The sequence below is a fragment of the Rhizobium sp. BK008 genome (genome assembly GCF_014197345.1).
Classification (GTDB): domain Bacteria; phylum Pseudomonadota; class Alphaproteobacteria; order Rhizobiales; family Rhizobiaceae; genus Rhizobium; species Rhizobium anhuiense.
In genome coordinates this window covers 1-23,669 of record NZ_JACIFK010000005.1, presented here as the reverse complement: position 1 = coordinate 23,669, position 23,669 = coordinate 1, and the positions used below count along the sequence as shown (strand labels likewise).

General features: G+C 61.4%; 24 protein-coding genes and 1 pseudogene. 10 read left to right on the top strand and 15 right to left on the bottom strand.

The features are described 5' to 3' along the window. Positions 1 to 51 precede the first annotated feature (51 nt). Positions 52 to 786, bottom strand: a complete 735-nt coding sequence (locus FHT69_RS20510) for a response regulator transcription factor (RefSeq protein ID WP_188947094.1) — start codon at positions 784 to 786, stop codon at positions 52 to 54. A gap of 338 nt (positions 787 to 1,124) precedes the next feature. On the opposite strand from FHT69_RS20510, the gene FHT69_RS20505 reads away from it, so the two are divergent. From FHT69_RS20505 to FHT69_RS20495, 3 genes are all read left to right on the top strand, one after another. Beyond that, entirely contained in the window at positions 1,125 to 2,735 is a 1,611-nt protein-coding gene (locus tag FHT69_RS20505; RefSeq protein ID WP_097544617.1) for a phosphoenolpyruvate carboxykinase, read from the top strand. Positions 2,736 to 2,898: 163 nt separating this feature from the next. Further along, positions 2,899 to 3,336 carry an alternative ribosome rescue aminoacyl-tRNA hydrolase ArfB gene (gene arfB, locus FHT69_RS20500; protein WP_047615978.1) on the top strand — a complete coding sequence of 146 codons (438 nt, stop codon included), beginning with the start codon at positions 2,899 to 2,901 and terminating at the stop codon, positions 3,334 to 3,336. A gap of 1 nt (position 3,337) precedes the next feature. Continuing rightward, the gene (locus FHT69_RS20495; RefSeq protein WP_097544619.1) at positions 3,338 to 3,949 is read left to right on the top strand and encodes an alpha-ketoglutarate-dependent dioxygenase AlkB family protein; all 612 of its coding nucleotides are present in this window, start codon (positions 3,338 to 3,340) and stop codon (positions 3,947 to 3,949) included. A gap of 27 nt (positions 3,950 to 3,976) precedes the next feature. Here FHT69_RS20495 and coaA read toward each other — a convergent pair whose 3' ends face one another. The 9 genes from coaA to hisB are packed head-to-tail and all read right to left on the bottom strand — an operon-like array spanning position 3,977 to position 9,410. Continuing rightward, a complete protein-coding gene (gene coaA, locus FHT69_RS20490) occupies positions 3,977 to 4,972 on the bottom strand; it encodes a type I pantothenate kinase (RefSeq protein WP_047615979.1) in 996 nt (331 codons plus the stop codon). Beyond that, a complete protein-coding gene (locus tag FHT69_RS20485; RefSeq protein ID WP_017962659.1) occupies positions 4,969 to 5,292 on the bottom strand; it encodes a phosphoribosyl-ATP diphosphatase in 324 nt (107 codons plus the stop codon). The genes coaA and FHT69_RS20485 overlap by 4 nt, the downstream gene beginning before the upstream one ends. A 17-nt stretch (positions 5,293 to 5,309) precedes the next feature. Next, a complete protein-coding gene (hisF, locus tag FHT69_RS20480; RefSeq protein ID WP_047615982.1) occupies positions 5,310 to 6,098 on the bottom strand; it encodes an imidazole glycerol phosphate synthase subunit HisF in 789 nt (262 codons plus the stop codon). Then, complete coding sequence (hisA, locus tag FHT69_RS20475; RefSeq protein ID WP_047615984.1) at positions 6,099 to 6,845, bottom strand: 1-(5-phosphoribosyl)-5-[(5-phosphoribosylamino)methylideneamino]imidazole-4-carboxamide isomerase; 747 nt, start codon at positions 6,843 to 6,845, stop codon at positions 6,099 to 6,101. A 6-nt stretch (positions 6,846 to 6,851) separates the two neighbouring features. Beyond that, a complete protein-coding gene (locus FHT69_RS20470) occupies positions 6,852 to 7,409 on the bottom strand; it encodes a hypothetical protein (RefSeq protein WP_127431163.1) in 558 nt (185 codons plus the stop codon). After that, positions 7,406 to 7,588 carry a hypothetical protein gene (locus FHT69_RS20465; RefSeq protein ID WP_063473904.1) on the bottom strand — a complete coding sequence of 61 codons (183 nt, stop codon included), beginning with the start codon at positions 7,586 to 7,588 and terminating at the stop codon, positions 7,406 to 7,408. The genes FHT69_RS20470 and FHT69_RS20465 overlap by 4 nt, the downstream gene beginning before the upstream one ends. Before the next feature lie 52 nt (positions 7,589 to 7,640). Then, on the bottom strand, positions 7,641 to 8,291 hold the full coding sequence (hisH, locus tag FHT69_RS20460) for an imidazole glycerol phosphate synthase subunit HisH (RefSeq protein ID WP_047615989.1): 651 nt from the start codon (positions 8,289 to 8,291) through the stop codon (positions 7,641 to 7,643). A 2-nt stretch (positions 8,292 to 8,293) separates the two neighbouring features. Next, positions 8,294 to 8,779: a DUF2628 domain-containing protein gene (locus FHT69_RS20455; protein ID WP_183905882.1), complete on the bottom strand. Its 486-nt coding sequence runs from the start codon at positions 8,777 to 8,779 to the stop codon at positions 8,294 to 8,296. Between the two features lie 22 nt (positions 8,780 to 8,801). Further along, the gene (gene hisB, locus FHT69_RS20450) at positions 8,802 to 9,410 is read right to left on the bottom strand and encodes an imidazoleglycerol-phosphate dehydratase HisB (RefSeq protein WP_047616097.1); all 609 of its coding nucleotides are present in this window, start codon (positions 9,408 to 9,410) and stop codon (positions 8,802 to 8,804) included. 236 nt (positions 9,411 to 9,646) lie between these two features. Here hisB and hslV point away from each other — a divergent pair, with 236 nt between their 5' ends. The 6 genes and pseudogenes from hslV to FHT69_RS20425 all read left to right on the top strand — a co-directional run bounded on the left by hslV (position 9,647) and on the right by FHT69_RS20425 (position 16,454). Further along, positions 9,647 to 10,174: an ATP-dependent protease subunit HslV gene (gene hslV / locus FHT69_RS20445; protein WP_004677140.1), complete on the top strand. Its 528-nt coding sequence runs from the start codon at positions 9,647 to 9,649 to the stop codon at positions 10,172 to 10,174. 42 nt (positions 10,175 to 10,216) lie between these two features. Continuing rightward, a pseudogene (locus FHT69_RS34690) lies at positions 10,217 to 10,297 on the top strand (GNAT family N-acetyltransferase); the annotation flags it as partial. Next, positions 10,294 to 11,601 carry an ATP-dependent protease ATPase subunit HslU gene (gene hslU / locus FHT69_RS20440; protein WP_183905881.1) on the top strand — a complete coding sequence of 436 codons (1,308 nt, stop codon included), beginning with the start codon at positions 10,294 to 10,296 and terminating at the stop codon, positions 11,599 to 11,601. The pseudogene FHT69_RS34690 and the gene hslU, both read left to right, overlap by 4 nt. 188 nt (positions 11,602 to 11,789) lie before the next feature. Beyond that, positions 11,790 to 12,737: a DUF1402 family protein gene (locus FHT69_RS20435; protein ID WP_183905880.1), complete on the top strand. Its 948-nt coding sequence runs from the start codon at positions 11,790 to 11,792 to the stop codon at positions 12,735 to 12,737. A gap of 47 nt (positions 12,738 to 12,784) precedes the next feature. Then, positions 12,785 to 14,197 (top strand): cytochrome P450, encoded by a 1,413-nt coding sequence (locus FHT69_RS20430; protein WP_048338399.1) that lies wholly within the window; start codon positions 12,785 to 12,787, stop codon positions 14,195 to 14,197. 85 nt (positions 14,198 to 14,282) lie between these two features. Beyond that, on the top strand, positions 14,283 to 16,454 hold the full coding sequence (locus FHT69_RS20425) for a malate synthase G (protein ID WP_183905879.1): 2,172 nt from the start codon (positions 14,283 to 14,285) through the stop codon (positions 16,452 to 16,454). A gap of 71 nt (positions 16,455 to 16,525) precedes the next feature. Here FHT69_RS20425 and FHT69_RS20420 read toward each other — a convergent pair whose 3' ends face one another. Beyond that, positions 16,526 to 17,209, bottom strand: a complete 684-nt coding sequence (locus tag FHT69_RS20420) for a L,D-transpeptidase (RefSeq protein ID WP_029733130.1) — start codon at positions 17,207 to 17,209, stop codon at positions 16,526 to 16,528. A gap of 179 nt (positions 17,210 to 17,388) precedes the next feature. On the opposite strand from FHT69_RS20420, the gene FHT69_RS20415 reads away from it, so the two are divergent. Continuing rightward, positions 17,389 to 17,883 (top strand): MmcB family DNA repair protein, encoded by a 495-nt coding sequence (locus tag FHT69_RS20415; RefSeq protein ID WP_010029986.1) that lies wholly within the window; start codon positions 17,389 to 17,391, stop codon positions 17,881 to 17,883. A 12-nt stretch (positions 17,884 to 17,895) separates the two neighbouring features. Here the strand turns inward: FHT69_RS20415 and FHT69_RS20410 are convergent, their stop codons facing one another. From FHT69_RS20410 to FHT69_RS20395, 4 genes are all read right to left on the bottom strand, one after another. After that, positions 17,896 to 18,474, bottom strand: coding sequence for an ActR/PrrA/RegA family redox response regulator transcription factor (locus FHT69_RS20410; RefSeq protein ID WP_011649881.1), 579 nt, complete (start codon positions 18,472 to 18,474; stop codon positions 17,896 to 17,898). A gap of 67 nt (positions 18,475 to 18,541) precedes the next feature. Continuing rightward, positions 18,542 to 19,870: an ActS/PrrB/RegB family redox-sensitive histidine kinase gene (locus FHT69_RS20405; RefSeq protein ID WP_029733129.1), complete on the bottom strand. Its 1,329-nt coding sequence runs from the start codon at positions 19,868 to 19,870 to the stop codon at positions 18,542 to 18,544. Positions 19,871 to 19,893: 23 nt separating this feature from the next. Then, complete coding sequence (gene hrpB, locus FHT69_RS20400; protein ID WP_029733127.1) at positions 19,894 to 22,359, bottom strand: ATP-dependent helicase HrpB; 2,466 nt, start codon at positions 22,357 to 22,359, stop codon at positions 19,894 to 19,896. Continuing rightward, positions 22,356 to 23,303 (bottom strand): ornithine cyclodeaminase family protein, encoded by a 948-nt coding sequence (locus tag FHT69_RS20395; protein ID WP_029733126.1) that lies wholly within the window; start codon positions 23,301 to 23,303, stop codon positions 22,356 to 22,358. The genes hrpB and FHT69_RS20395 overlap by 4 nt, the downstream gene beginning before the upstream one ends. Between the last annotated feature and the right edge of the window lie 366 nt (positions 23,304 to 23,669).

Here is a 23,669-nt window from a genome sequence, read left to right as displayed (position 1 = left end):
ATTCTTGGATCGGCTCCAAGGAATTATGCAGTCGCGCCGCGCCGTTTAGGCTCAGGCTGCTTCGCGGAAGCGGTATCCCACTCCGTAGAGTGTTTCAATCATATCAAAGTCGGTGTCGACCATCTTGAATTTCTTGCGCAGCCGCTTGATGTGGCTGTCGATGGTCCGGTCGTCGACATAGACCTGTTCGTCATAGGCCGCGTCCATCAGCGCGTCGCGGCTTTTGACGACGCCGGGGCGCTGCGCCAGCGAATGCAGAATCAGGAATTCGGTCACCGTCAGCGTCACGGCCTCACCCTTCCAGGTGCAGGTATGGCGTTCCTGGTCCATGACCAGCTGGCCGCGCTCCAGTGAGCGGGCCTGCTGCACCGCGCCGGCCTTCGGCGCGCCGGCGGGGCTGGTGCCGGCGGCAGCGGCTTCACGGCTGGAGGCGCGGCGCAGGACGGCGCGCACGCGCTCGACCAGCAGGCGCTGCGAAAATGGCTTGGTGATGAAATCGTCGGCGCCCATCTTCAGGCCGAACAGCTCGTCGATCTCCTCATCCTTGGAAGTGAGGAAGATGACGGGAATATCCGACTTCTGCCGCAGGCGGCGCAGCAGTTCCATGCCGTCCATGCGCGGCATCTTGATGTCGAAGATCGCCAGCTGTGGCGGTCGCGCCAAAAGGCCGTCGAGCGCCGAGGCACCGTCCGTATAGGTCTCGACCTTGTATCCTTCGGCCTCCAGTGCGATCGACACAGAGGTAAGGATGTTGCGGTCGTCATCAACGAGCGCGATTGTCGGCATGGTGTTGGTCTCCGTCATCAGTGCGCAATCTCCCGGATTTTGCTCTCCCCAGGCGGTCTCAGTGACCGGATGCGCTTATGGAGGATAAAGGTGGAACAAATTGTGGCAAAGATAAAGGGGAAGATTGTCGTAAAATTCGCCGGCAATCTTAAGTGGTGCGGCAAAATGTTTAAACGCGGCTCCTTAAAACGATTTAAAATGTAGGCCATAAATTTAAATCGATTAAATATTTGATATTACTGCACTTTCTCAATTTCTACATCTTGTGTTTTAAAATTTCTGCCCGTATTTTCGCGCTTAGTTTTAACGGCAACGAGCCTGAGCGAAGGGAACTAGCCATGGAAATGTTCGGAGTTCATAACCCGGCAACAGAGCTGGCAACGGTTGGATTGGGCGGCGCAGCCAGCGCTCGCTACAACTTTTCCGCCGCCGCGCTCTATGAAGAAGCGATCCGCCGGGGCGAAGCCGAACTGACCGCTCAAGGTGCACTGCGGGCTATCACCGGCCAGCACACCGGCCGTTCGCCGCGCGACAAGTTCGTTGTTCGCGATGCCAATACCGATGGCGAGATCTGGTGGGACAACAACAAGCCGCTCTCGCCGGAACATTTCGCCCTGTTGCGCGACGATATGCTGGCGCATGCCGCGGGCAAGGAACTCTTCGTCCAGGACCTCGTCGGCGGTGCCGAGGAAGGCCACGCCCTGCCGACCCGCGTCGTCACCGAATTCGCCTGGCATTCGCTGTTCATCCGCAATCTGCTGATCCGCCCCGACGCTGCAGCGCTCCCCACCTTCGTGCCGAAGCTGACGATCATCGATCTGCCGAGCTTCAAGGCCGATCCGGCCCGCCACGGCTGCCGTTCGGAAACGGTGATCGCCTGCGATCTCACCAACGGTCTCGTCCTCATCGGCGGCACGTCCTATGCCGGCGAAATGAAGAAATCGGTCTTCACCGTGCTCAACTACCTGCTGCCGGCCAAGGGCGTGATGCCGATGCACTGCTCGGCCAATGTCGGCCCGGACGGTGACGCGGCGGTCTTCTTCGGCCTTTCCGGCACGGGCAAGACGACGCTTTCGGCCGATCCGGCCCGGACGCTGATCGGCGACGACGAACACGGCTGGAGCGAGAATGGTATCTTCAACTTCGAAGGCGGCTGCTACGCCAAGACCATCCGCCTCTCGGCCGAGGCCGAGCCGGAAATCTATGCGACGACGCAGCGTTTCGGCACTGTACTGGAAAACGTCGTGCTCAACGAAAGCCGCGAGCCGAATTTCGACGACGGGTCGCTGACCGAGAATACCCGTTGCGCCTATCCGATGGATTTCATCCCGAACGCCTCGGAAACGGGCCGCGCCGGGCACCCGAAGACGATCATCATGCTGACCGCCGATGCCTTCGGCGTGATGCCGCCGATCGCCCGATTGACGCCCGACCAGGCGATGTATCACTTCCTCTCCGGCTACACCGCCAAGGTGGCCGGCACCGAAAAGGGTGTCGTCGAGCCGGAAGCGACCTTCTCGACCTGTTTCGGCGCCCCGTTCATGCCGCGGCATCCGGCCGAATACGGCAATCTGCTCAAGGAGCTGATCAGCCGTCATGGTGTGCAATGCTGGCTCGTCAATACCGGCTGGACTGGCGGCGCCTATGGCACCGGCAAGCGCATGCCGATCAAGGCGACACGTGCGCTTCTCGCTGCCGCTCTGGCCGGTGAACTCGGCAATGTCGAATTCCGTGCGGATCCGAATTTTGGCTTCGCCGTTCCGGTCTCGGTCAACGGCGTCGATGGCAGCATTCTCGATCCACGCTCGACCTGGGCCGACAAGGCAGCCTATGACGCGCAGGCCGAAAAGCTGGTCTCGATGTTCATTGCCAACTTCGCCAAGTTCGAAAACCACGTCGACGGCGGCGTCCGCGATGCAGCCCCCGGCGTGAAGGTCGCCGCCGAATAAGGCGCGCAAGCAATTCCAGCAAAAGTGTGCAGCGGTTTTGCGTCCGGAATTGCGCTAAACAGACTCCCTGACTCACGTGAAACCCGGCATCGCAGGATTGCCGGGTTTTCCTTGATGCCGGCCGATATTTTCAATTCATCGTCGATGTGAGATAGAACGCCGCATGGCCAGCGACGCGCTCTATATCGATGACAGGATCACCATCGCGGGATGGGAGCTGACGGAACAATTCGTTCTGGCGGGTGGTCCCGGCGGGCAGAATGTCAACAAGGTCTCGACGGCGGTCCAGCTGTTCTTCAACATTCCGAATTCGCCGTCCCTCAATGATCGCGTGAAAACCAACGCGATCAAGCTTTCCGGCCGGCGTCTGTCGAAGGACGGCGTGCTGATGATCGAGGCGAGCCGCTTTCGCAGCCAGGACCGCAACCGCGAGGACGCGCGCGACCGGTTGAAGGAACTGATATTGGAGGCCGCCAAGCCGCCGCCGCCGCCGCGCAAGAAGACCAAACCGACCAAGGGTTCGGTCGAACGCCGCCTGAAGGAAAAATCCGGCCGCTCGGAAGTCAAGAAAATGCGCGGCCGCCCCGGCGGTAGTGAATGACATGCCGGTACTCCTGACCGGCATCCGCCATCTCCCCGGCTATCTCGACCGCGCGCGTCAGGAGGCATTGGTCGAGGTAATCCGCGCTGTCGTCGCCGAAGCGCCGCTTTACGTGCCCGCCATGCCCGGCACCGGCAAACCGATGTCGGTGCGCATGACCAATTGCGGGCCGCTCGGCTGGGTGACGGACAAGGAGCGCGGCTATCGTTACCAGCCGATGCATCCGGCGACCGGCAGGCCCTGGCCTGATATGCCGCAGCAACTGCTCGATATCTGGAATGACGTTGCCGGTTACGACAAACCGCCCGAAGCCTGCCTCGTCAATTTCTATTCCGACGACGCGCGCATGGGCCTGCATCAGGATAAGGACGAACAGGATCTCAAGGCCCCGGTTGTCTCGCTTTCGCTCGGCAACAGCTGCCTCTTTCGCGTCGGCGGTCTCAGCCGCAATGACCGTACCCTATCTTTCAAGCTTTCGAGCGGTGATCTGGTCGTGCTCGGCGGCGAGGGGAGACTGTGTTTCCATGGCGTCGACCGCATTCACCCGGCGACGTCGACGCTCCTGAAAAATGGCGGCCGCATCAATCTGACGCTGCGCCGCGTCAATCCCTGAAGCTGATATTCGGAATAGAATCGTCTGCTATAGTTTTCGCAGCGCGACCTGTTCGATCAGATGATCCTTGCCCTTTTTCAGGATGAGATCGGCGCGCGGACGCGTCGGCAGAATGTTCTGGCGCAGGTTCTTCAGGTTGATATTCGCCCAGAGATCCTCGGCGATATTAAGCGCTTCCGCGTCGCTGATCGAGGCGTAGCGATGGAAATAGGAATTCGGATCGCGGAAGGCTGTCTCGCGCAGCCGCATGAAGCGCGTCACATACCAATTGTGGATCTGATCTTCCGCGGCATCAATATAGATCGAGAAGTCGAAGAAGTCGGAGACCATCGGTACGATCTTGCCGCCGGCAGGCAGATCGCGCGATTGCAGCACGTTGATGCCCTCGAAGATCAGGATGTCGGGCCGGTCGACGATCTTGTATTCGTCCGGCAGCACGTCGTAGACGAGGTGCGAATAGCTGGGCGCCTTCACATCCGGCTGCCCCGCCTTGATTGCCGAGAGGAAGCGCAGGATCGCCGCTGTGTCGTAGCTTTCCGGAAAGCCCTTGCGCTGCATCAGCTTTTCCCGCTGCAGCACGGCGTTCGGATGGAGGAAGCCGTCGGTGGTGACGAGATCGACCTTCGGGCTGGAAGGCCAGCGCCCCAGAAGCTCCTTGAGGATACGGGCCGTGGTTGATTTGCCCACCGCGACCGAGCCGGCGATGCCGATGACGAAGGGCGTCTTCGTCACATCGGACAGGCTGAGGAAGCGGTTGCGCTGTTCAAATAGCATCTGCGAGGATTCGACATGCGCCGAAAGCAACCGCGACAGTGACAGATAGATGCGCCGGACCTCGTCGAGATCGATCGGATCGCCCATCGAACGCAGCCGTTTGACCTCGTCGCCAGTCAGCGTCAACGGCGTGTCGGCGCGGAATTTCGCCCATTGTTCGGAAGAGAAGAAGTGGTAGGGCGAATAGGATTCCGACTGGAAGTGATCCAACGTTTCCGGCACCCCGATAATCTCAGTCGCGATACTCATGAACTCTGCCGGCTGGCCTTTTCCTTGAGGCCGGACTGCGCGGTTCTGCGCTCGAGTTCGGCCATGACATTCTCTAACGGTATTTCAGCAATCTTCAATACGACCAATAGGTGATAGAGCACATCGGCGGCCTCATAGGTCAGATTGTCGCGGTCGCCGGTCACCGCCGCCATCACGGCTTCGATCGCTTCTTCGCCGAGCTTCTTTGCCGCTTTCGGCTGGCCGGCGGCCACGAGCTTGGCTGTCCAGGATTGCTCCGGCGAGGCTTTCGACCGCTCTGCGACAATGCTTTCGAGATCGGAAAGGGAAAATCCGCTCATAGGTCCGCTTTCAAGGTTCAGTCGAGACGCATGTCGATGCCGCACTTCGACATATAGTGCTTCGCCTCGCTGACGGAATAGGTGCCGAAATGGAAGATCGACGCGGCGAGCACGGCATTGGCATGGCCCTCCTTCACCCCGGCGACCAGATCGTCGAGATCGCCGACTCCGCCCGACGCGATCACCGGCACACGCACCGCATCGGCGATCGCCCGCGTCAGTTCCAGATCGTAGCCGACCTTGGTGCCGTCGCGATCCATCGAGGTGACCAGCAACTCGCCGGCGCCGCGCGCCACCATCTTCTGGGCGAATTCGACGGCATCGATGCCGGTCGCGTTGCGGCCGCCATGCGTATAGATTTCCCAGGCGCTGAGATTGTCGCCGCCGACCGCCTGCGTGCGCCGGCGCTTGGCGTCGATCGAAACGACGATGCACTGGTCGCCGAACTTGTCGGCGGCTTCAGCGACGAAGTCGGGATTGCTGACGGCTGCCGAATTGATCGACACCTTGTCGGCGCCGCACAGCAAAAGCTTGCGGATATCGGCGATAGCACGCACGCCGCCACCGACCGTCAGCGGCATGAAGCATTGGTCGGCCGTGCGCGACACGACATCGAAGATCGTCTCGCGATTGTCCGAGGAGGCGGTGATGTCGAGGAAGCAGAGTTCGTCGGCGCCGGCCGCATCATAGGCCTTCGCCGCTTCGACGGGATCGCCGGCATCGACGAGGTTGAGGAAGTTGACACCCTTGACGACGCGGCCGTCCTTGACGTCGAGGCAGGGGATGACACGGGCCTTGAGGGTCATTTACGCGGTCTCCTTCGCCCGGGCCGCTTTGATCAGCGCCAGCGCTTCCTTGGGATCGATACGGCCGTCATAAAGGGCACGGCCCGAGATCGCCCCTTCCAGCTTGCGTGCATCGGGTTCCAGCATGCGTCTGACATCGTCGAGCGAGGCAAGGCCGCCCGAGGCGATGACGGGAATGGAGACGGCATCGGCAAGCTCCAGCGTCGAGCTCCAGTTGATACCGGTCAGGATGCCGTCGCGGTCGATATCGGTATAGATGATCGCGCTAACGCCGGCGCCCTCGAATTTCCTGGCGAGCTCGACGATGCCGAGTTCGGAGGCCTCCGCCCAACCCTCGACGGCCACTTTGCCGCCCTTGGCGTCGATGCCGACGGCGACATGACCAGGAAATTTCCGGCAGGCTTCGATGACCAAAGCCGGATTTCTGACCGCGACGGTGCCAAGAATGACGCGCCGCAGCCCGCGCGACAGCCAGGCCTCGATATGATCGAGTGTGCGGATGCCGCCGCCGAGCTGCACCGGATTGTCAGTTGCCTTCAGGATCGCCTCGACGGCATCGCCATTAGCCGAATGTCCCGCGAAAGCGCCGTCGAGATCGACCACATGCAGCCATTCGAAACCCTGGTCTTCGAAGGATCTCGCCTGGGCGGCCGGATCGGTGTTGTAGACCGTCGCCTGTTGCATGTCGCCGAGCTTCAGGCGGACGCATTGGCCGCCCTTCAGGTCGATCGCGGGAAAAAGGATCATGTCGTCTTACGTCCGTAGAGTGGTCGGTACCATCAGCGCATTCCACGCATCTACGATATCCGAGCGGAAAAAGACAGCGGCAATGGTGGCCGCGCCGAAAAGCAAAAGAAGGAGCAGGATGACGGCAAAGCCGGCCCGGACCTGGCGCCAGAAGCCGAGGCGCCTCTTCATCGATTTCTCGATTTCGCGCACCCGGTGCAGTGCTTCGCTGTTGACGGCGGTGAGCCGGATTTCAGCCTCCATCGCCTCCACATAGGTCTCGGCATAACTCGACAGGATCTGCGAGGCGCGATCGCGCAGCGTGTTGCGCAGGTCGGTGGAGAGATAGTTGCTGCTGACGGCGGCAAGCTCGGCCTCGTTGGGCGAACGGCCGGCGTTGCGCTTGCGATGGCTGAGGACGAAATCGCGCTTCTGCCGCTCGTAGAGTGCATAGGCAAGCAGGCCGATCAGGTCATCCTCGCCCTCGATATAGAATTCCAGCACCGCTTCAGTGACGTCGCCGGCGTTGATGCCGTTGGCGCGCAGCAGCGAATTCTCGTTGCCGGCAAGAAATTCATGGATCATCGGTCCAGCCTTTCTTTCAACACCTTGGCCGCATTGGAGAGCGCTTTCTTATGGATGGTTTCGTCGACACGACGAATGATCGTTCCGTCGGGAAGCCGAATATCCGAGAAGGGCGGCAGGCCTTCCCTGGAGGGTCTCAGCGTGTAGAACACCTTGCCTGATTTCCGCGAAGTCGGCATCGAGCGCACTCCTGTTCCGCCGTTTCCATAAAGGGGAAATAAGGCGGCGGTATTACGGGTTCCAGCGCAGGAAATTGGCGATCAGCGCCAGGCCGAGCTTCTGGCTCTTTTCCGGGTGAAACTGCGCCCCGACCATGTTGTCGCGCCCGACCAAAGCGGTCATCGGGCCGCCATAGTCGACGGTCGCGATGACATCCTCAGCGTTTTCGGCGGCAAGATGGTAGGAATGCACGAAATAGGCGTGCAGCCCCTGCGAGCCGGTGGGAATGCCGTCGAAGAGCGGATGTTCGCGTTTCAGATCGAGCGTGTTCCAGCCGATCTGCGGGATCTTGAGCGTAGGATCGTCAGGAGTCATTTCGATGACGTCACCGGGAATCCAGTTAAAACCATGCGTCACGGTCTTCTCGAGGCCGCGCGAGGACATGAGCTGCATGCCGACGCAAATGCCGAGGAACGGCCGTGCCTTCTTCTCGACAGCCTCGATCAGCACCTCGGCCATCCCAGGCACGGCATCGAGGCCGCGCCGGCAATCGGCATAGGCGCCGACGCCGGGAAGCACGATGCGATCGGCCGCGGCAACATCCTCCGCCTTGTCGGTGAGATTGATATGCGCATCGATACCCGCCTCACGGGCCGCTCGCTCGAAAGCCTTGGTCGCCGAGCGCAGATTGCCGGAGCCGTAGTCGATAATCGCGACGCGCATCGTCAGCGTCCTCCATCAAAACCAAAGAGACCAAGCGATGTGGCTTGGCCGTGCGGGCTGTTCGAACGGGCCTTGTTGTCCCAGTCCGGTGCCGCGGTGTCGTCACTCGCCGCGACGCCCGTCCTGTCTGCGAAATAGACCTGCTCGGCAATGCCGATCGTATCGGCTGCAATGAGCGCGTCTTCGTTCCAGCCCTTGGCGGCAAGGCTGCGAATACGGAAGTTCTGGCCCTCGAGACCGACCAGCATATTCACGCCAAGCATGATTGCCGCTCCCGCCGGTCCGAGGCCCGGTTCGTCCGTCAGCGCCCCGCCAATCCCCTGCAGCAGAAAGGCTGCGGCCGCATGCAGCCACAGCCGATGCGCCAGCAGCCAAGCCCATGGAAACAGGAAGCCGAGCAGCGTGAAGCCGTCACGGATGGTTCGCGTCTCGTTGACCGTGGCGCTCGAGCCGCCAGGCGGTGTCAGGAAAATATAGCTGGATGTCATTGTCGCCGCTCCCTTGAGGGGCTCAGACGAGCGTACCCTTGGTCGAAGGGACGCGGCCCGCCTGTCTCGGATCGATCTCTGTCGCCGTGCGCAATGCGCGGGCAACGGCCTTGAAGCATGTCTCGGCAATATGGTGGTTGTTGGCGCCATAATGGTTGAGAATATGCAAGGTGATGCCGGCATTTTGGGCGAGCGCCTGGAAGAATTCGCGAACGAGTTCGGTGTCGAACGTGCCGATTTTCGGCGCGCTGAAGGCGACGTTCCAGACGAGGAACGGCCGGCCGGACAGATCGACCGCGGCCTTGGTCATCGTCTCGTCCATGGCGAGATCGATCGAAGCGTAACGGGTGATGCCGCGCCGGTCGCCGAGCGCCTTTGAGATCGCCTGGCCGATGGCGATGCCCGTATCCTCGACCGTGTGGTGGTCGTCGATATGCAGGTCGCCCTTGGCTTCGATCTCCATGTCGATGAGGGAGTGTCGCGAAAGCTGGTCGAGCATATGGTCGAAGAAGCCGACGCCTGTCGAAATCGACGATTTGCCGGTGCCGTCGAGATTGACGGAAACGGAAATCGAGGTTTCGTTGGTCTTGCGGGAAACGCTGCCCGTGCGGCTTGTTACGGTCTCGGCCATATGGCCCTCCATCGGGAATAAGGCCGTTCTTTATCAGGCGCATCTGGAAATATCCAGAAGCCGGGGACGAGAAAAGCCGGCCCATTTGCAATCGGCTCCGGCCCACTTACATAGGGCTCAACAGGGCCGGTAACGGCTTGGCCCGGATGACTTTAGGCCTGACTGCCCTGAAGTCGGAATCCGGATCGAAATCAACGAATGGCGTAACGCCCGTGTCATGGGCAGACAGGTGTTTTATGACAACAATCATTACAGTTCGAAAAGGCGGCAAGGTGGTGATGGCAGGCGACGGCCAGGTGAGCCTCGGCCAGACCGTCATGAAGGGCAATGCCCGCAAGGTGCGCCGCATCGGCAAGGGCGAGGTGATCGCCGGTTTCGCCGGCGCCACGGCCGATGCCTTTACCCTGCTCGAAAGGCTTGAAAAGAAGCTCGAGCAATATCCCGGCCAATTGATGCGTGCCGCCGTTGAGCTCGCCAAGGACTGGCGCACCGACAAATACCTGCGTAATCTCGAAGCCATGATGCTCGTCGCCGACAAGTCGATCACGCTGGCGATCACCGGCAACGGTGACGTCTTGGAGCCTGAGCATGGCACGACGGCGATCGGTTCTGGCGGCAATTTTGCTTTCGCGGCTGCCCGCGCTCTCATGGATACTGACAAATCGGCTGAAGAGATCGCTCGCCGCGCCCTCGATATCGCTGCCGACATCTGCGTCTATACAAACCACAACATCGTGGTGGAATCCTTGGATGTCGAAGGCTGAACCGCATGCCTTCTAGGCGCTTGGCCTAGACCAGACAGCCTTCGAGGACTTGGCGAAACAACGACGAATTACGGCCGGGCGCCGCTGAAGGCCCCGGACCGCCAGGAGAATGACACCCAATGACGACTTTTTCCCCCCGCGAGATCGTTTCCGAGCTCGACCGTTACATCATCGGCCAGCATGACGCCAAACGCGCCGTCGCGATCGCGCTGCGCAACCGCTGGCGCCGCCAGCAGCTCGACCCGAGCCTGCGCGACGAAGTCATGCCGAAGAACATCCTGATGATCGGCCCGACCGGTGTCGGCAAGACCGAGATCTCGCGCCGCCTGGCAAAACTCGCCGGCGCACCCTTCATCAAGGTGGAAGCCACCAAGTTCACCGAAGTCGGCTATGTCGGCCGCGATGTCGAGCAGATCATCCGCGATCTGGTCGAGGTCGGCATCGGTCTGGTGCGCGAGAAGAAGCGGGCCGAGGTGCAGGCCAAGGCGCATGTGAGCGCCGAGGAGCGTGTTCTCGATGCGCTGGTCGGCACGACAGCGTCGCCCGCCACCCGCGAAAACTTCCGCAAGAAGCTCAGGGACGGCGAGCTCGACGACAAGGAAATCGATATCGAGGTGGCCGATGCCGGTACCGGCATGGGCGGCTTTGAAATTCCCGGCATGCCGGGCGCCAATATCGGCGTTTTGAACCTGTCGGAAATGTTCGGCAAGGCGATGGGCGGCCGCACCAAGAAAGTCCGCACGACGGTCAAGGCCTCCTACAGCGATCTGATCCGCGACGAATCCGACAAGCTGATCGACAATGAGGTGATCCAGCGCGAGGCCGTTCGCTCCACCGAGAATGACGGTATCGTCTTCCTCGACGAAATCGACAAGATCGCCGCCCGCGACGGCGGCATGGGCGCGGGCGTTTCGCGCGAAGGCGTCCAGCGCGACCTCCTGCCGCTCGTCGAAGGCACGACCGTCTCGACCAAATACGGGCCCGTCAAGACCGACCATATCCTCTTCATTGCCTCTGGCGCCTTCCATGTCTCCAAGCCCTCGGATCTCCTGCCGGAATTACAGGGCCGCCTGCCGATCCGTGTCGAATTGCGTCCGCTGAACAAGGATGATTTCCGCCGGATCCTGACAGAGACCGAAGCGAGCCTCATCCGCCAGTACCGCGCGCTGATGGAAACGGAAAGCCTGAGCCTCGAATTCACCGACGACGCGATCGACGCGCTTGCCGATGTCGCCGTGCACTTGAATTCCTCCGTCGAGAATATCGGTGCCCGCCGCCTGCAGACGGTAATGGAGCGGGTCCTGGACGATATTTCCTACAACGCGCCGGATCGGGGCGGGACGGCCGTGACGATCGATGCCGCCTACGTCCGCGAACATGTCGGTGATCTCGCGCAGAATACCGATCTCTCGCGCTTCATTCTGTGATATCGGCGCACCGGTTCATGTCTTTACCGATGTGAATACCGGATTGTGACGAACTCGACCCTCGACAGCGGGCCTTTTCCTTTTTAGTGAAGGCCCGTTTTGTTTTCCGCTCCGGCTTTATTCGGCCAAGATTCTGGTCCAGTCAGCCGCATCGCAAACAGGACGATGAACGGACGGGATAGCGGATCGTGCGACGCCTTTTGACAAGCCTTTTGATTGCCGTTGCCATGGTGAATTCGGCGCCCGCCTTCGCCATGCAGACGGTGCCGGCCGGCAATCGTCACGCCGAGCAGCCCGATATTCCCGGCGCTTCGGTCAGGCGCACCAAGGGCACCAAGAGCAGCTTCGACCTGAAATATGAAAAGGTCCACGAGCTTCTGGCGACCGATCGCGAGCTGATGGGCAAGATTCGCAAGGTCTCCAGCGCTTACGGCATCAATCCCATCCATGTCGTCGGCGCGATCGTCGGCGAGCACACCTACAATGTCGACGCCTACGACCGGCTGCAGGCCTATTATGTTAAGGCCGCCTCCTATGCCGGGGAAAGCTTCCGCTTCGCCTATGACGGCGAAAGCGTCGATGAATTCGTGGCGCGGCCGCAATTTGCCGAATGCAATGGCAAGAGTGATTCCTATACGCTTTGGTCCTGCCGCGAAGATGTCTGGGAAAGCGATTTCCGCGGCAAGTCGGTGGGCGGCAAGAGCTTCCCCAACAACCGCTTCAGCGCGGTGTTCTTCCAGCCCTTCTATGCCGGTCAGACCTTCGGACTCGGCCAGGTCAATCCGCTGACGGCGCTGATGCTCTCCGATCTCGTCTCCCGCGTCTCGGGTTATCCGAAGCTGAACGAGAAGAATGCCGGCGCCGTCTACAAGGCCATCATGGATCCCGATATCTCGCTCGCCTTCGTCGCGGCCTCGATCCGCAGGTCGATCGACGATTACAAGGAGATTGCCGGCATGGATATTTCGGGCAATCCAGGCCTGACCGCGACGCTTTATAATGTCGGCAATTCGCGCCAGCGCGCCGCAGCCCTTGCTGCGAAAAACCGTGGCGCCGGCACGACCGCCTGGCCGGAGGAGAATTATTACGGCTGGCTGATCAACGACAAGCTGGACGAACTCAAGGGCCTGCTCTAGCTTCAAGCCTGACGGGAAGCGTAGATCTTCCCCGAAAGGCTTTTCCGATGGACATGCGTCCTGACCCCTTCGTTCCGCCAGCACCGTTGCCGCGTACCGTGCCGCCGAGCCGGCTGGAAATCATCCGCATTATCCTGCGCAATCCGCTCGAACTCTGGGGCGAACCGTCCTACACGCTGCCCTGGATCCGCACCGATTTCTTCGGCCAGAGGACGCTGATCGTCAATGATCCCGGCCTCATCAAACATGTGCTGGTCGACAATGCCAATAATTACCGCATGTCGGATGTGCGCCAGCTCGTCCTGCGTCCGATCCTCCGCGACGGACTTCTGACCGCCGAAGGTCCCGTCTGGAAAAGATCGCGCAAGGCGGTTGCGCCTGTTTTCACCCCCCGCCATGCCCAAGGCTTCGCCGGGCAGATGTTACGCCAATCCGAAGACTATGCCTGCAAATATGAAAGCGCAGGCGAGGCAGGCACAATTTTCGATATCAGCACCGACATGACCGAGCTGACCTTCGCGATTCTCGCTGATACATTGTTCTCCGGTGAAATCGTCACCTCGAGCGGCCATTTCGCCGATGACGTCAACGAACTCCTGCATCGCATGGGCCGCGTCGATCCGATGGATCTGATGCGCGCTCCGTCCTGGGTTCCACGTGTGACACGCATTGGCGGCCAGAAAGTGCTGGAGAAATTCCGCGCTATCGTGCGCAACACGATGGATATGCGGCTCGCAAAGATGAAGGCTGACCGCAGCGCTGTGCCCGAAGATTTCCTGACCCTGCTCTTGGAGCAGACCGGCCCCGAGGGGCTGACGAAGGAGGAGATCGAAGACAATATTCTGACTTTCATCGGCGCCGGCCATGAGACGACAGCCCGGGCTTTGGCGTGGACGCTGTATTGCGTATCGAACAGCCCGCATATCCGCGAGGCGATGGAAGCAGAAATCGACGCGGTGCTCGCCACCGGGGCCGAACCTGTGGAATGGCTGGATCTAATGCCGCAGACGCGCGCCGCCTTCGAGGAAACTTTGCGCCTCTATCCGCCGGCGCCATCCATCAATCGTGCCGCCATATCGGATGATTCCTGGACAAGCGCCAAGGGCGAGCGGATAGAGATCGAGGCCGGTGTCACGGTGCTCATCATGCCCTGGACGTTGCATCGCCACGAACGTCATTGGGATAGGCCGCGCGCCTATATGCCCGAACGCTTCCTGCCGGAAAATCGCGGCTCCATCGGTCGCTTCCAGTTCCTGCCTTTCGGCGCCGGTCCACGTGTCTGCATCGGCGCAACCTTTGCGCTTCAGGAGGCGGTGATCGCCCTTGCCGTTCTGATGCATCGCTATCGTTTCGATTCCACCGATCAGACCAACCCTTGGCCGGTGCAAAAGCTGACGACGCAGCCGCAGAATGGATTGCCGATGCGCGTAACCCCGCGCATAATTTCCGCGAAAGCATAAATCTTTCGAATTATTGCGGAATTGACTGTGAATGAAAGCCGGGCAAAGTGGCAGCATTCAAAGTCGTTGCCAGGGAGAATGCCGCATGAGCCGCGTTGATAAGAACGGTCTTGCCGTCGAAACCGTCCTTCATGATTTCCTCGTCAGCGAGGTGCTGCCGGGCTTGGCGGTCGATGCGGACAAGTTCTTTGCCGATTTTTCGGCGATCGTTCACGATCTCGCTCCGAAGAATCGTGCGCTGTTGGCAAAACGCGACGAGCTACAGGTCAAGATCGATGACTGGTATCGCCGGCATGGCGCGCCGACGGATATGGACGACTACCAGTCCTTCCTCCGCGAAATCGGCTATCTCCTGCCTGAGGGATCGGACTTCCAGGTTTCGACCCAAAATGTCGATCCGGAGATCGCCTCGATTGCCGGACCGCAGCTCGTCGTTCCCGTCATGAATGCCCGCTATGCCCTGAACGCTGCCAATGCTCGCTGGGGCTCGCTCTATGATGCGCTCTACGGCACGGACGCCATTGCCGAGAACGACGGCGCCGAAAAAGGCAAGGGTTACAATCCGAAGCGCGGCGAGAAGGTCATCGCCTGGGTGCGCGATTTCCTCGATACGTCAGCGCCGCTGCAGGATTTGCGCTGGAAGGATGTCGGGAGTTTCGCCATCAAGGATGGAGTGCTCGCTGTCAGATCGATCGATGGCGAGCAGGCCACGCTGACGGACGCCCGCCATTTTGCCGGCTATCGCGGCGACGCCGCCGCTCCGACGCATATTCTCCTGAAGAACAACGGCATTCACATCGAGATCGTCATCGATGCGGCGACGACGATCGGAAAAGTCGATCCGGCGCATATTTCCGATGTCTGGCTGGAATCGGCAATCACGACGATCATGGACTGCGAGGATTCGATTGCGGCTGTCGATGCCGAGGACAAGGTCACCGTCTATCGCAACTGGCTCGGCCTGATGAAGGGCGATCTGCAGGAAGAGGTGGCAAAGGGCGGAACCAGCTTCATCCGCAAGCTCAATCCGGATCTGCAATATGCCGGTCCGGACGGAACCTCCTTCGAGCTGCATCGCCGCTCGCTGATGCTGGTGCGCAATGTCGGCCACCTCATGACCAACCCGGCGATCCTCGACCGCGACGGCAATGAAGTGCCCGAGGGCATCATGGATGCCGTCATCACCGGCTTGATCGCGCTTTACGATATCGGCCCGGCCGGCCGGAAGAAGAATTCCCGCGCCGGCTCCATGTATGTGGTCAAGCCGAAGATGCATGGACCTGAAGAGGTGGCCTTCGCCGTCGAGATCTTCTCGAGGGTCGAAGATGCGCTTGGTTTGGCGCGCAACACCATCAAGATGGGCATTATGGATGAGGAGCGCCGCACGACCGTCAATCTCAAGGAATGCATCCGTGCCGCCCGCGAGCGCGTCGTCTTCATCAATACCGGCTTCCTCGATCGGACCGGCGACGAGATCCACACCTCGATGGAAGCCGGCCCGATGATTCGCAAGGGCGACATGCGCCAGGCGGCCTGGATTTCCGCCTACGAGAACTGGAATGTCGACATCGGGCTCGAATGCGGCCTTGCCGGCCACGCCCAGATCGGTAAGGGGATGTGGGCGATGCCGGATCTGATGGCGGCGATGCTCGAACAGAAGATCGCCCATCCGAAGGCCGGCGCCAACACCGCCTGGGTACCGTCGCCGACGGCTGCAACCCTGCATGCCACCCATTATCACCGGGTCAATGTCGCCCGCATTCAGCAAGGACTGAAGGATCGCGCCCGCGCCAAGCTCTCCGACATTCTCTCCGTGCCGGTTGCGGTGCGGCCGAACTGGACCCCGGAGGAAATCCAGCGCGAGCTCGACAACAATGCCCAGGGCATCCTCGGCTACGTCGTGCGCTGGGTCGATCAGGGTGTCGGTTGCTCGAAGGTGCCCGACATCAACAATGTCGGCCTGATGGAGGATCGCGCCACATTGCGCATCTCGGCTCAGCACATGGCGAACTGGCTGCATCACAAGGTCGTCACGGAAGCGCAGATCGTCGAGACGATGAAGCGCATGGCCGCTGTTGTCGACCGGCAGAACGAATCGGATCCGGCCTATCAGCCGATGGCCGGCAATTTCGACGATTCGATCGCCTTCCAGGCCGCCCTCGATCTCGTCCTGAAGGGCAGGGAGCAGCCGAACGGCTACACCGAGCCGGTGCTTCACCGCCGCCGCCTCGAGCTGAAGGCGAAGCAGGCTGCGTGATAGGAAGATACGAAAAGGCCGCCGGAACGACAGTCCCAGCGGCCCTTTTTTTACCGAATTCGATATCTAGCTTACTGAATGACGACGACCTTTGATGTGCCCTTGCCGGGACGAACGCGGCTGTAGAGGTCGATAACATCCTGGTTCATCAGGCGAATGCAGCCCGAGGAAGCGGCGGTGCCGATCGAAGCCCATTCCGGCGTGCCGTGCAGGCGGAAGAGCGTGTCCTTGCCGTCCTCGTTGAAGAGATACATGGCGCGTGCGCCGAGCGGATTGCTGAGACCCGGGCCCATGCCGTCTTCGACATATTTGGCGACGTCGGGCCGGCGGACAGCCATTTCCTTCGGCGGGTGCCAGGTCGGCCATTCCTGCTTCCAGGCGACGTAGGCGGTGCCGGCCCATGCGAAGCCCTGCTTGCCGACGCCGATGCCGTAGCGCATCGCCTTGCCGTTGGCCAGGATGTAATAGAGGAAGCGCTCGCGCGTGTTGACGATGATCGTGCCGGGGCGCTCTGTGGTCTCGTAGTTGACGACCTGGCGGCGGAACTGCGGCTTGACCCGGCTGATCGGGATCGCCGGCAGCGAGTATCCGGCATCCTTCGTCACGCCGTAGGCGTCATCGAAGATCTGGGCCGTCTGTACTGTCGGGCCTGCGCCCTTGTCGTCGACGGACGCGCTGTCTGAGCTCGTGGAGCAACCGGCCAGAGCGAGCGTTGTCAGCAGGCCAAATACAGGGAATGCATTGCGGATGCGCATGGATGACTCTTGAAGTTTTGGGGCAAGGAGAACGGTCTCTCGACCATCGTTGATTATGGTTTATTTTCGATTAACTTGCGCTTTGCAAGGCTACTGCAGCGCGACAAATCCGTCTGCGGCGCAAATTAGAAGCGCATGGTTTTTTTGCAACAACACGCCAGCCCCTGCGGTGGTTATCCATGACGATTTTGAGTGTTTACAATAACAATCCGTTAATCGATGGCCGGCAATCGGACAGGGCCATGATGGTGCGGCGGGGAACGCAGATATTGCTGCATGAAATGCGCCATGCCGTGCTGCCCGAACTGCCGCTCGCCAGCGGCCGCCGCGCCGATCTGATCACGCTTTCGGAGAAGGGCGAGGTCTGGATCATCGAAATCAAGACATCGATTGAGGATTTCCGGGTGGATCGCAAATGGCCGGAATACAGGCTGCATTGCGACCGCCTGTTCTTTGCGACTCACCAGGATGTGCCGCTAGACATATTTCCCGAGGAATGCGGTCTGTTCCTGTCGGATGGTTATGGCGCCCATATGATTCGCGAGGCGCCGGAACACCGCATGGCGCCGGCCACGCGCAAATCCGTCACGCTCAATTTCTCGCGTGCCGCCGCCCAAAGGCTGATGATGGCCGAATGGGCGAATGGAAAACCGTTCACCGTGGACGATGTCTGATGCTGCGCCTGCTTATTTTGGCGCGCGCTTGGCAAGGATGCGCTGCAGTGTGCGCCGGTGCATGTTGAGCCGGCGCGCCGTTTCGGAAACATTGCGCTCGCACATTTCATAGACCCGCTGGATGTGCTCCCAGCGCACCCGGTCGGCCGACATCGGATTCTCGGGAAGTTCCGCCTTTTCGCCCGGCCGCTGCGTCAGCGCCGAAAACACGTCGTCGGCATCCGCAGGCTTTGCCAGATAATCGACGGCGCCGAGCTTCACGGCCGTGACCGCCGTTGCGATATTGCCGTAGCCGGTCAGCACGATGATCCTGGTGTCGTCACGCCGCTGGCGGATCGCCTCGATGACGTCGAGCCCATTGCCATCGCCGAGCCGCAGGTCGACCACCGCATATTTCGGCGGCCTGCCTCTCGATTTGGCAACGCCCTCCGCCACTGATTCGGCCGTCTCCACCTGGAAGCCGCGCGTCTCCATCGCCCGTGCCAGGCGGCGCAGGAACGGCCCGTCGTCGTCGACGATCAGCAGGCTGGCGTCGGGACCGATATGATCCTCATCCGACGCGGCGAAATTGTCATGGTTCTGTTCTGTCATCGTTTCGGTCCCGGCGGTTGAACGCCCGATCTGCGTCAGCCGCTCTATCCTGTTTATGCCGACAAAGTCATTTTGTCGAATTTGCGTCGATCAGCATACGTGGCCATTCGATTCGGATACGCGCGCCCGCACTTTCCGGATCGCGGTTCTCGAAAATCAGCGACGCGCCCGAGCGCTCCAGCAGCGTCTTGGCAATGAAAAGCCCGAGCCCCAGGCCGCCGGCCGTATCCTCTTTCTGCCGCTTGGTCACATAGGGCTCGCCGATCCGCGTCAGAATATCGGGCGCATAACCGTTCCCATCGTCTTCAATGACGATCAGCACTTTGTCGTGATTGTGCTCGATGGTGACGGTCACTTTCTCGCGGGCATAATCGACGGCGTTTTCGATCAGGTTGCCGAGCCCGTACATGATGCCGGCATTGCGGTCGGTCACCGGCTCGCCCTTGCGTGGGCTCTTTTCGATGAGTTCCAATCTGATGCCGAATTCCCGGTGCGGCGCGACGATCTCCTCGATCATCGAGGAAAGCGGCAGGCGGCGCATATGCGCTTCGCCCTCGGAGGAAAGTGTGGTCAGCCGCCGCAGGATATCGCGGCAGCGTTCGCTCTGGCTGCGCAGCAGCATCACGTCCTCGCGGAAACGATCGTCGTCCTTGAGTTCCCGCTCCATTTCCTTGGCGACGACGCTGATCGTCGCCAGCGGCGTGCCGAGCTCATGGGCGGCGGCGGCCGCCAGCCCATCGAGTTGCGAAAGGTGCTTTTCTCGCTGCAGCACCAGTTCGGTCGCAGCCAGCGCATCGGCAAGCTGGCTCGCTTCCATCGAGACCCGATAGGCATAGAAGGCGGCGAATGCCATTGTCGAGGCGATCGAGCACCAGACGCCGAACTGCATGACATTGTGCACGTTGATCTCGACCCCGTCGAACCAGGGCAGCGGAAAGGGCGAAAAGGCAAGCACCGTGATGCAGACCATCGCAAAGCCGATCAGCGCGGTGCTGTAGCGGATCGGCTGCGAGGCAAAGGAGATGATGACGGGCACGCAGACGAGCGCGGCGAAGGGATTGGCCAGGCCGCCGGTGATGAAGAGCAGCGCGCAGAGCTGCAATAGGTCGAAGCCGAGCAGAGCGAAGGCGGCCGGCGCTTCCAGTCGGTGGGTCGGCGGATAACGGATCGTCAGGTAGAAATTCACCCAGGCAAGGGCAGCGATCAGCGAAGAGCTGGCAATCAGCGGCAAGGGAAATTTCAGCCAGAAGGCAACGATGAACACCGTCAGCGCCTGTCCGCCGACGGCAAGCCAGCGCAGCCGCACCAGCGTCTGCAGGCGCAGCCTGCGGCTATTATGCCGGTCTTCCAGCGTATAGCCTTCCGTCTTGTCGATCATGCCAGGCTTGTCGATCATGCCGCGGGCTCCTTGAATGGGCCTCATGTACCACGCGGTTTTGCCCGTGTCGTCGGCAACGCATCTTCCGGCCGCTCCGGCCAGGGATGACGGGGATAGCGGCCGCGCATATCCGCACGCACATCCTTCCACGAGCCGGCCCAGAAGCCCGGCAGGTCGCGCGTGGTCTGGATCGGCCGGTGCGCCGGCGACGTGAGTTCGAGCAGCAGCGGCAGGCGGCCGCCGGCAATGGCCGGGTGCTGCTTCAGCCCGAACAGCTCCTGCACGCGGATCGTCAGCACCGGCTCCTCGCCCTCATATTGGATCGGATGCCTTTGGCCGGTCGGCGCTTCGAAATGGGTCGGAGCCAGCCGGCTGAGGTCGCGTTGCAATTCATGCGGTACCAGGGACATCAGGCCGTTCGAAAGCCCGGCTGCGGAAATCTCGGAAAGGCCGCGGGCCTCCATTTGGAAGGGTGCGAACCAGTCGTCCAGCCGGGAAAGCAGGGCGTCATCGCTGACATCGGGCCAAGGTTCGCCGATTGTCCTGTGGAGGAAGCCGATCCGCTCGCGAAGCTGAATGGCTTCCTTCGAGAAGGCAAGTTGATCGAGCCCCAGCTCGCGCACCCCATCCACCAGCGCCTGGGTGACGGCTGCACCGGAGGGGCGCGGCAAGGGCGTCTCGTCGAAGATAATCGCGCCGAGCCGGGTTGCTCGCCGCGCCCGTATTTGCCGGCTTTGCCGATCGAAGAATATTTGATCGCCGGATTTGATCTCGCCGGGCAACTCGGCTTCGATGTCGCCGCGTGTCACTTCGGCTGCCGCCAGAACCCGCGCCTGCGCCGCTCGTCCGGTGAGATCGGCAATCACCAGCATCTGGCTGCCCGCCAGCCTCTCGGTTTCCGGCAGCTCCGCTCCGCGCCCGTTCGCCATCACGAATCGGCCGCGTCCGCCGCGCTGAAGTGCGATTCGGTCCGGGAATGCGTGCAACAAAAGCTGGCCCGCAAGCGCCGGCGCCGTTGCCGCACCGCTGTCGAGGCCGCTCGCCAGCCGTCCCGCCAGCCGGCGCGAGGCCTCTGCTCTCTCGCCACGCTCAGCCTTGAAGCGCCGCAGCCGTTCCTCGATATCGACGCTCGTTCCGCCAAGCCCCTGTTCGGTGAGAAGCACGGCGATCATCGCCGCATCCCGGGCATATCCGGCTTCCCCCGCCGAGACGACCATGGCGGCAAGCCGCGGTGGCAGTGCCAGATCGCGCATCACCTTGCCGCGCGCCGTCAGCGCTCCGTCCTTGTCGAGCGCGCCGAGCTGGCCGAGCAGAACCCGCGCTTCCCTCAGCGTCGTTTCCGGCGGCTGATCGACGAAGGCAAGGGATGCCGGATCTTGAACGCCCCAATGCGCGAGGTCGAGCACCAGCCCCGAGAGATCGCTGGAAAGGATCTGCGGCGGTGTGAAGGCCGGCAGTGCCGCCGTCTGTCCCTGGTGCCACAGCCTGACGGCGATACCCGGTTCCGTTCGTCCGGCACGACCCGCCCGCTGATCGGCGGAAGCCCGCGATACGCGCACCGTCTCCAGCCGCGTGATCCCGGTCGACGCCTCGAACACCGGCAGACGCTGCAGCCCGCTGTCGATAACGATCCTGACGCCGTCGATGGTGATCGAGGTTTCGGCGATCGATGTCGCAAGCACGATCTTACGCGTCCCCTGGGATGCCGGTCGAATAGCCGCATCCTGCTCCTTCTGGCTGAGATTGCCGTAAAGCGGCGCAATCAGCGTTTCGGCTCCGAATCGTCCCTGCAGGCGTTCCACCGTCCGCGTGATTTCCGCCTGGCCGGGCAGGAAGGCGAGGATCGATCCGGCCTCGTTGGCATGCGCATCGAGTATCGCCCGAGTGACGGCATCCTCGACGCGTTCGCCGCCCGGCCGATCCTGGTAGCGGATATCGATCGGAAAGCTGCGCCCCAGGCTTTCGATGACGGGCGGATGGTCGAGCAGGGCGGCCACACGTTCGACATCGAGGGTCGCCGACATGACGAGGATGCGCAGATCCTCACGCAGCGCCGATTGGACGTCGAGCGCCAGAGCGAGTCCGAAGTCTGCATCCAGCGAACGCTCATGGAATTCGTCGAAGATCACCGTCGAGACACCGGTCAGTTCCGGGTCGTCGAGGATCATCCGGGCGAAAACCCCTTCGGTCACCACCTCGATCCGTGTCGCTGCCGATATCCTGTTGTCGAGGCGCATGCGGTAGCCGACCGTCCCGCCGACCTGTTCGCCGATCAGCGATGCCATCCGGCTTGCCGCTGCCCGCGCCGCCAGACGTCGCGGCTCCAGCAGGATGATTTTGCCGTCACCGCGCCAGGCCTGGTCGAGCAGGTAAAGCGGCACCAGCGTCGTCTTGCCGGCGCCCGGTGGTGCGGAAAGAACGGCGCGTCTCCGCTCGGCCAAGGCGGTACCGACGGCCGGCAGGATATGTGAAACCGGAAGGTCCGGCAATGATGCACTGATTGTCACTTACGGCCCGTCACGGTCTCATAGGCAAGAATCGCCCCGGCGAGATCTTCCAAAGCTGCGCCGACCGACTTGAACAGCGTGATCTCAGCGTCGTGGCTTCGTCCGCCATGGGCGCCGCTGACGAGTTCCGCAAGCTCGGCCTTGATGTTGCCTTCCTTCAGCACACCGCTTTTCAGCGGCTGGACGATGTCGCCCGCCTCGCTGATGGCACCGGCGCGGGTATCGACATAGACTGAAGCACGGCGGATGGCCTCGTCGTCGCTTTCGCGCATGTTCGGTTTGAAGGCGCCGACGAGATCGAGATGGGCGCCGGGCTTCAGCCATTCGCCTGATATCAGCGGCTCGCTGGAAAGCGTGGCGCAGGAAATGATATCGGCCGTCCGCGCCGCGGTTTGCGCATCCGCGACCGCCTCGGCATCGAGGCCGAGCGCTCGTGCTTCGGCGGCGATCTTTTCCGCCGCTTGGCCGTTGCGGCCCCAGACCCGATAGCGCTTGATCGGTCGGGTCGTGCCGTGCGCAAACATCAGGTTGAGCGACAGACGGCCGGTTCCGCAGACCAGCATCTCCTCCGCGTCGGGACGGGAGAGATGACGGGCCGCCAGAGCCGATGCCGCCGCCGTCCGCCGCGCGGTCAGTTCGCCGCCGTCGATTGCGGCAAGCATCTCGCCGGTAGCGCCGGAGGAAAGAAGATAGGTTCCGAAGATCGCCGGCAGGCCCCGCCGCACATTGCCTGGGAAGACCGAGACCGTCTTCACCCCGGCATAGCGCCCGGGAACCCAGGCCGGCATGAGGAGCAGCGTCGCGCTCTCCTCATTCGGCACATCCATTTCATGGTGATGGCGCACCGGCATCACGCATTCGCTCTGGAACATCCGGGCGATCGCCTCGATCAGCTCCGGCCAGGGCAGGGCCGCGCGCGTTTGTTCTTCATCGAGGACAAGCATTCTTCACTCCGCCGTATCGTTCTTCATCGCCAACCTAGCGAGTGAGGCGCGTCATAGGCAAGCACCCTGGAATTCCGCGTCGGGCACCCCATATATGGCTTGTCTCCCCGGCCGAAGCCTTTCTTTCAGGATTCGGCAAAACGAATCTCAAAAACCACCCAATCGGGCGGGAGATTTGCTTGTTTTTGAAGGCTACCCCTAAAAGCCCTTCATTTTCAACCTGTTACAAAAATGTCAAAAAACTTTGGCTAGGTGTGTTGACTTGGAAAAGGGGTTAGTTCTATAAGCCCCCTCACTGAACGAGGGCGGCGGCGCTGCTGGCGACGAAGTCTTTCGTTCTAAAGAACCTCAAGCGGATTGGCGGAT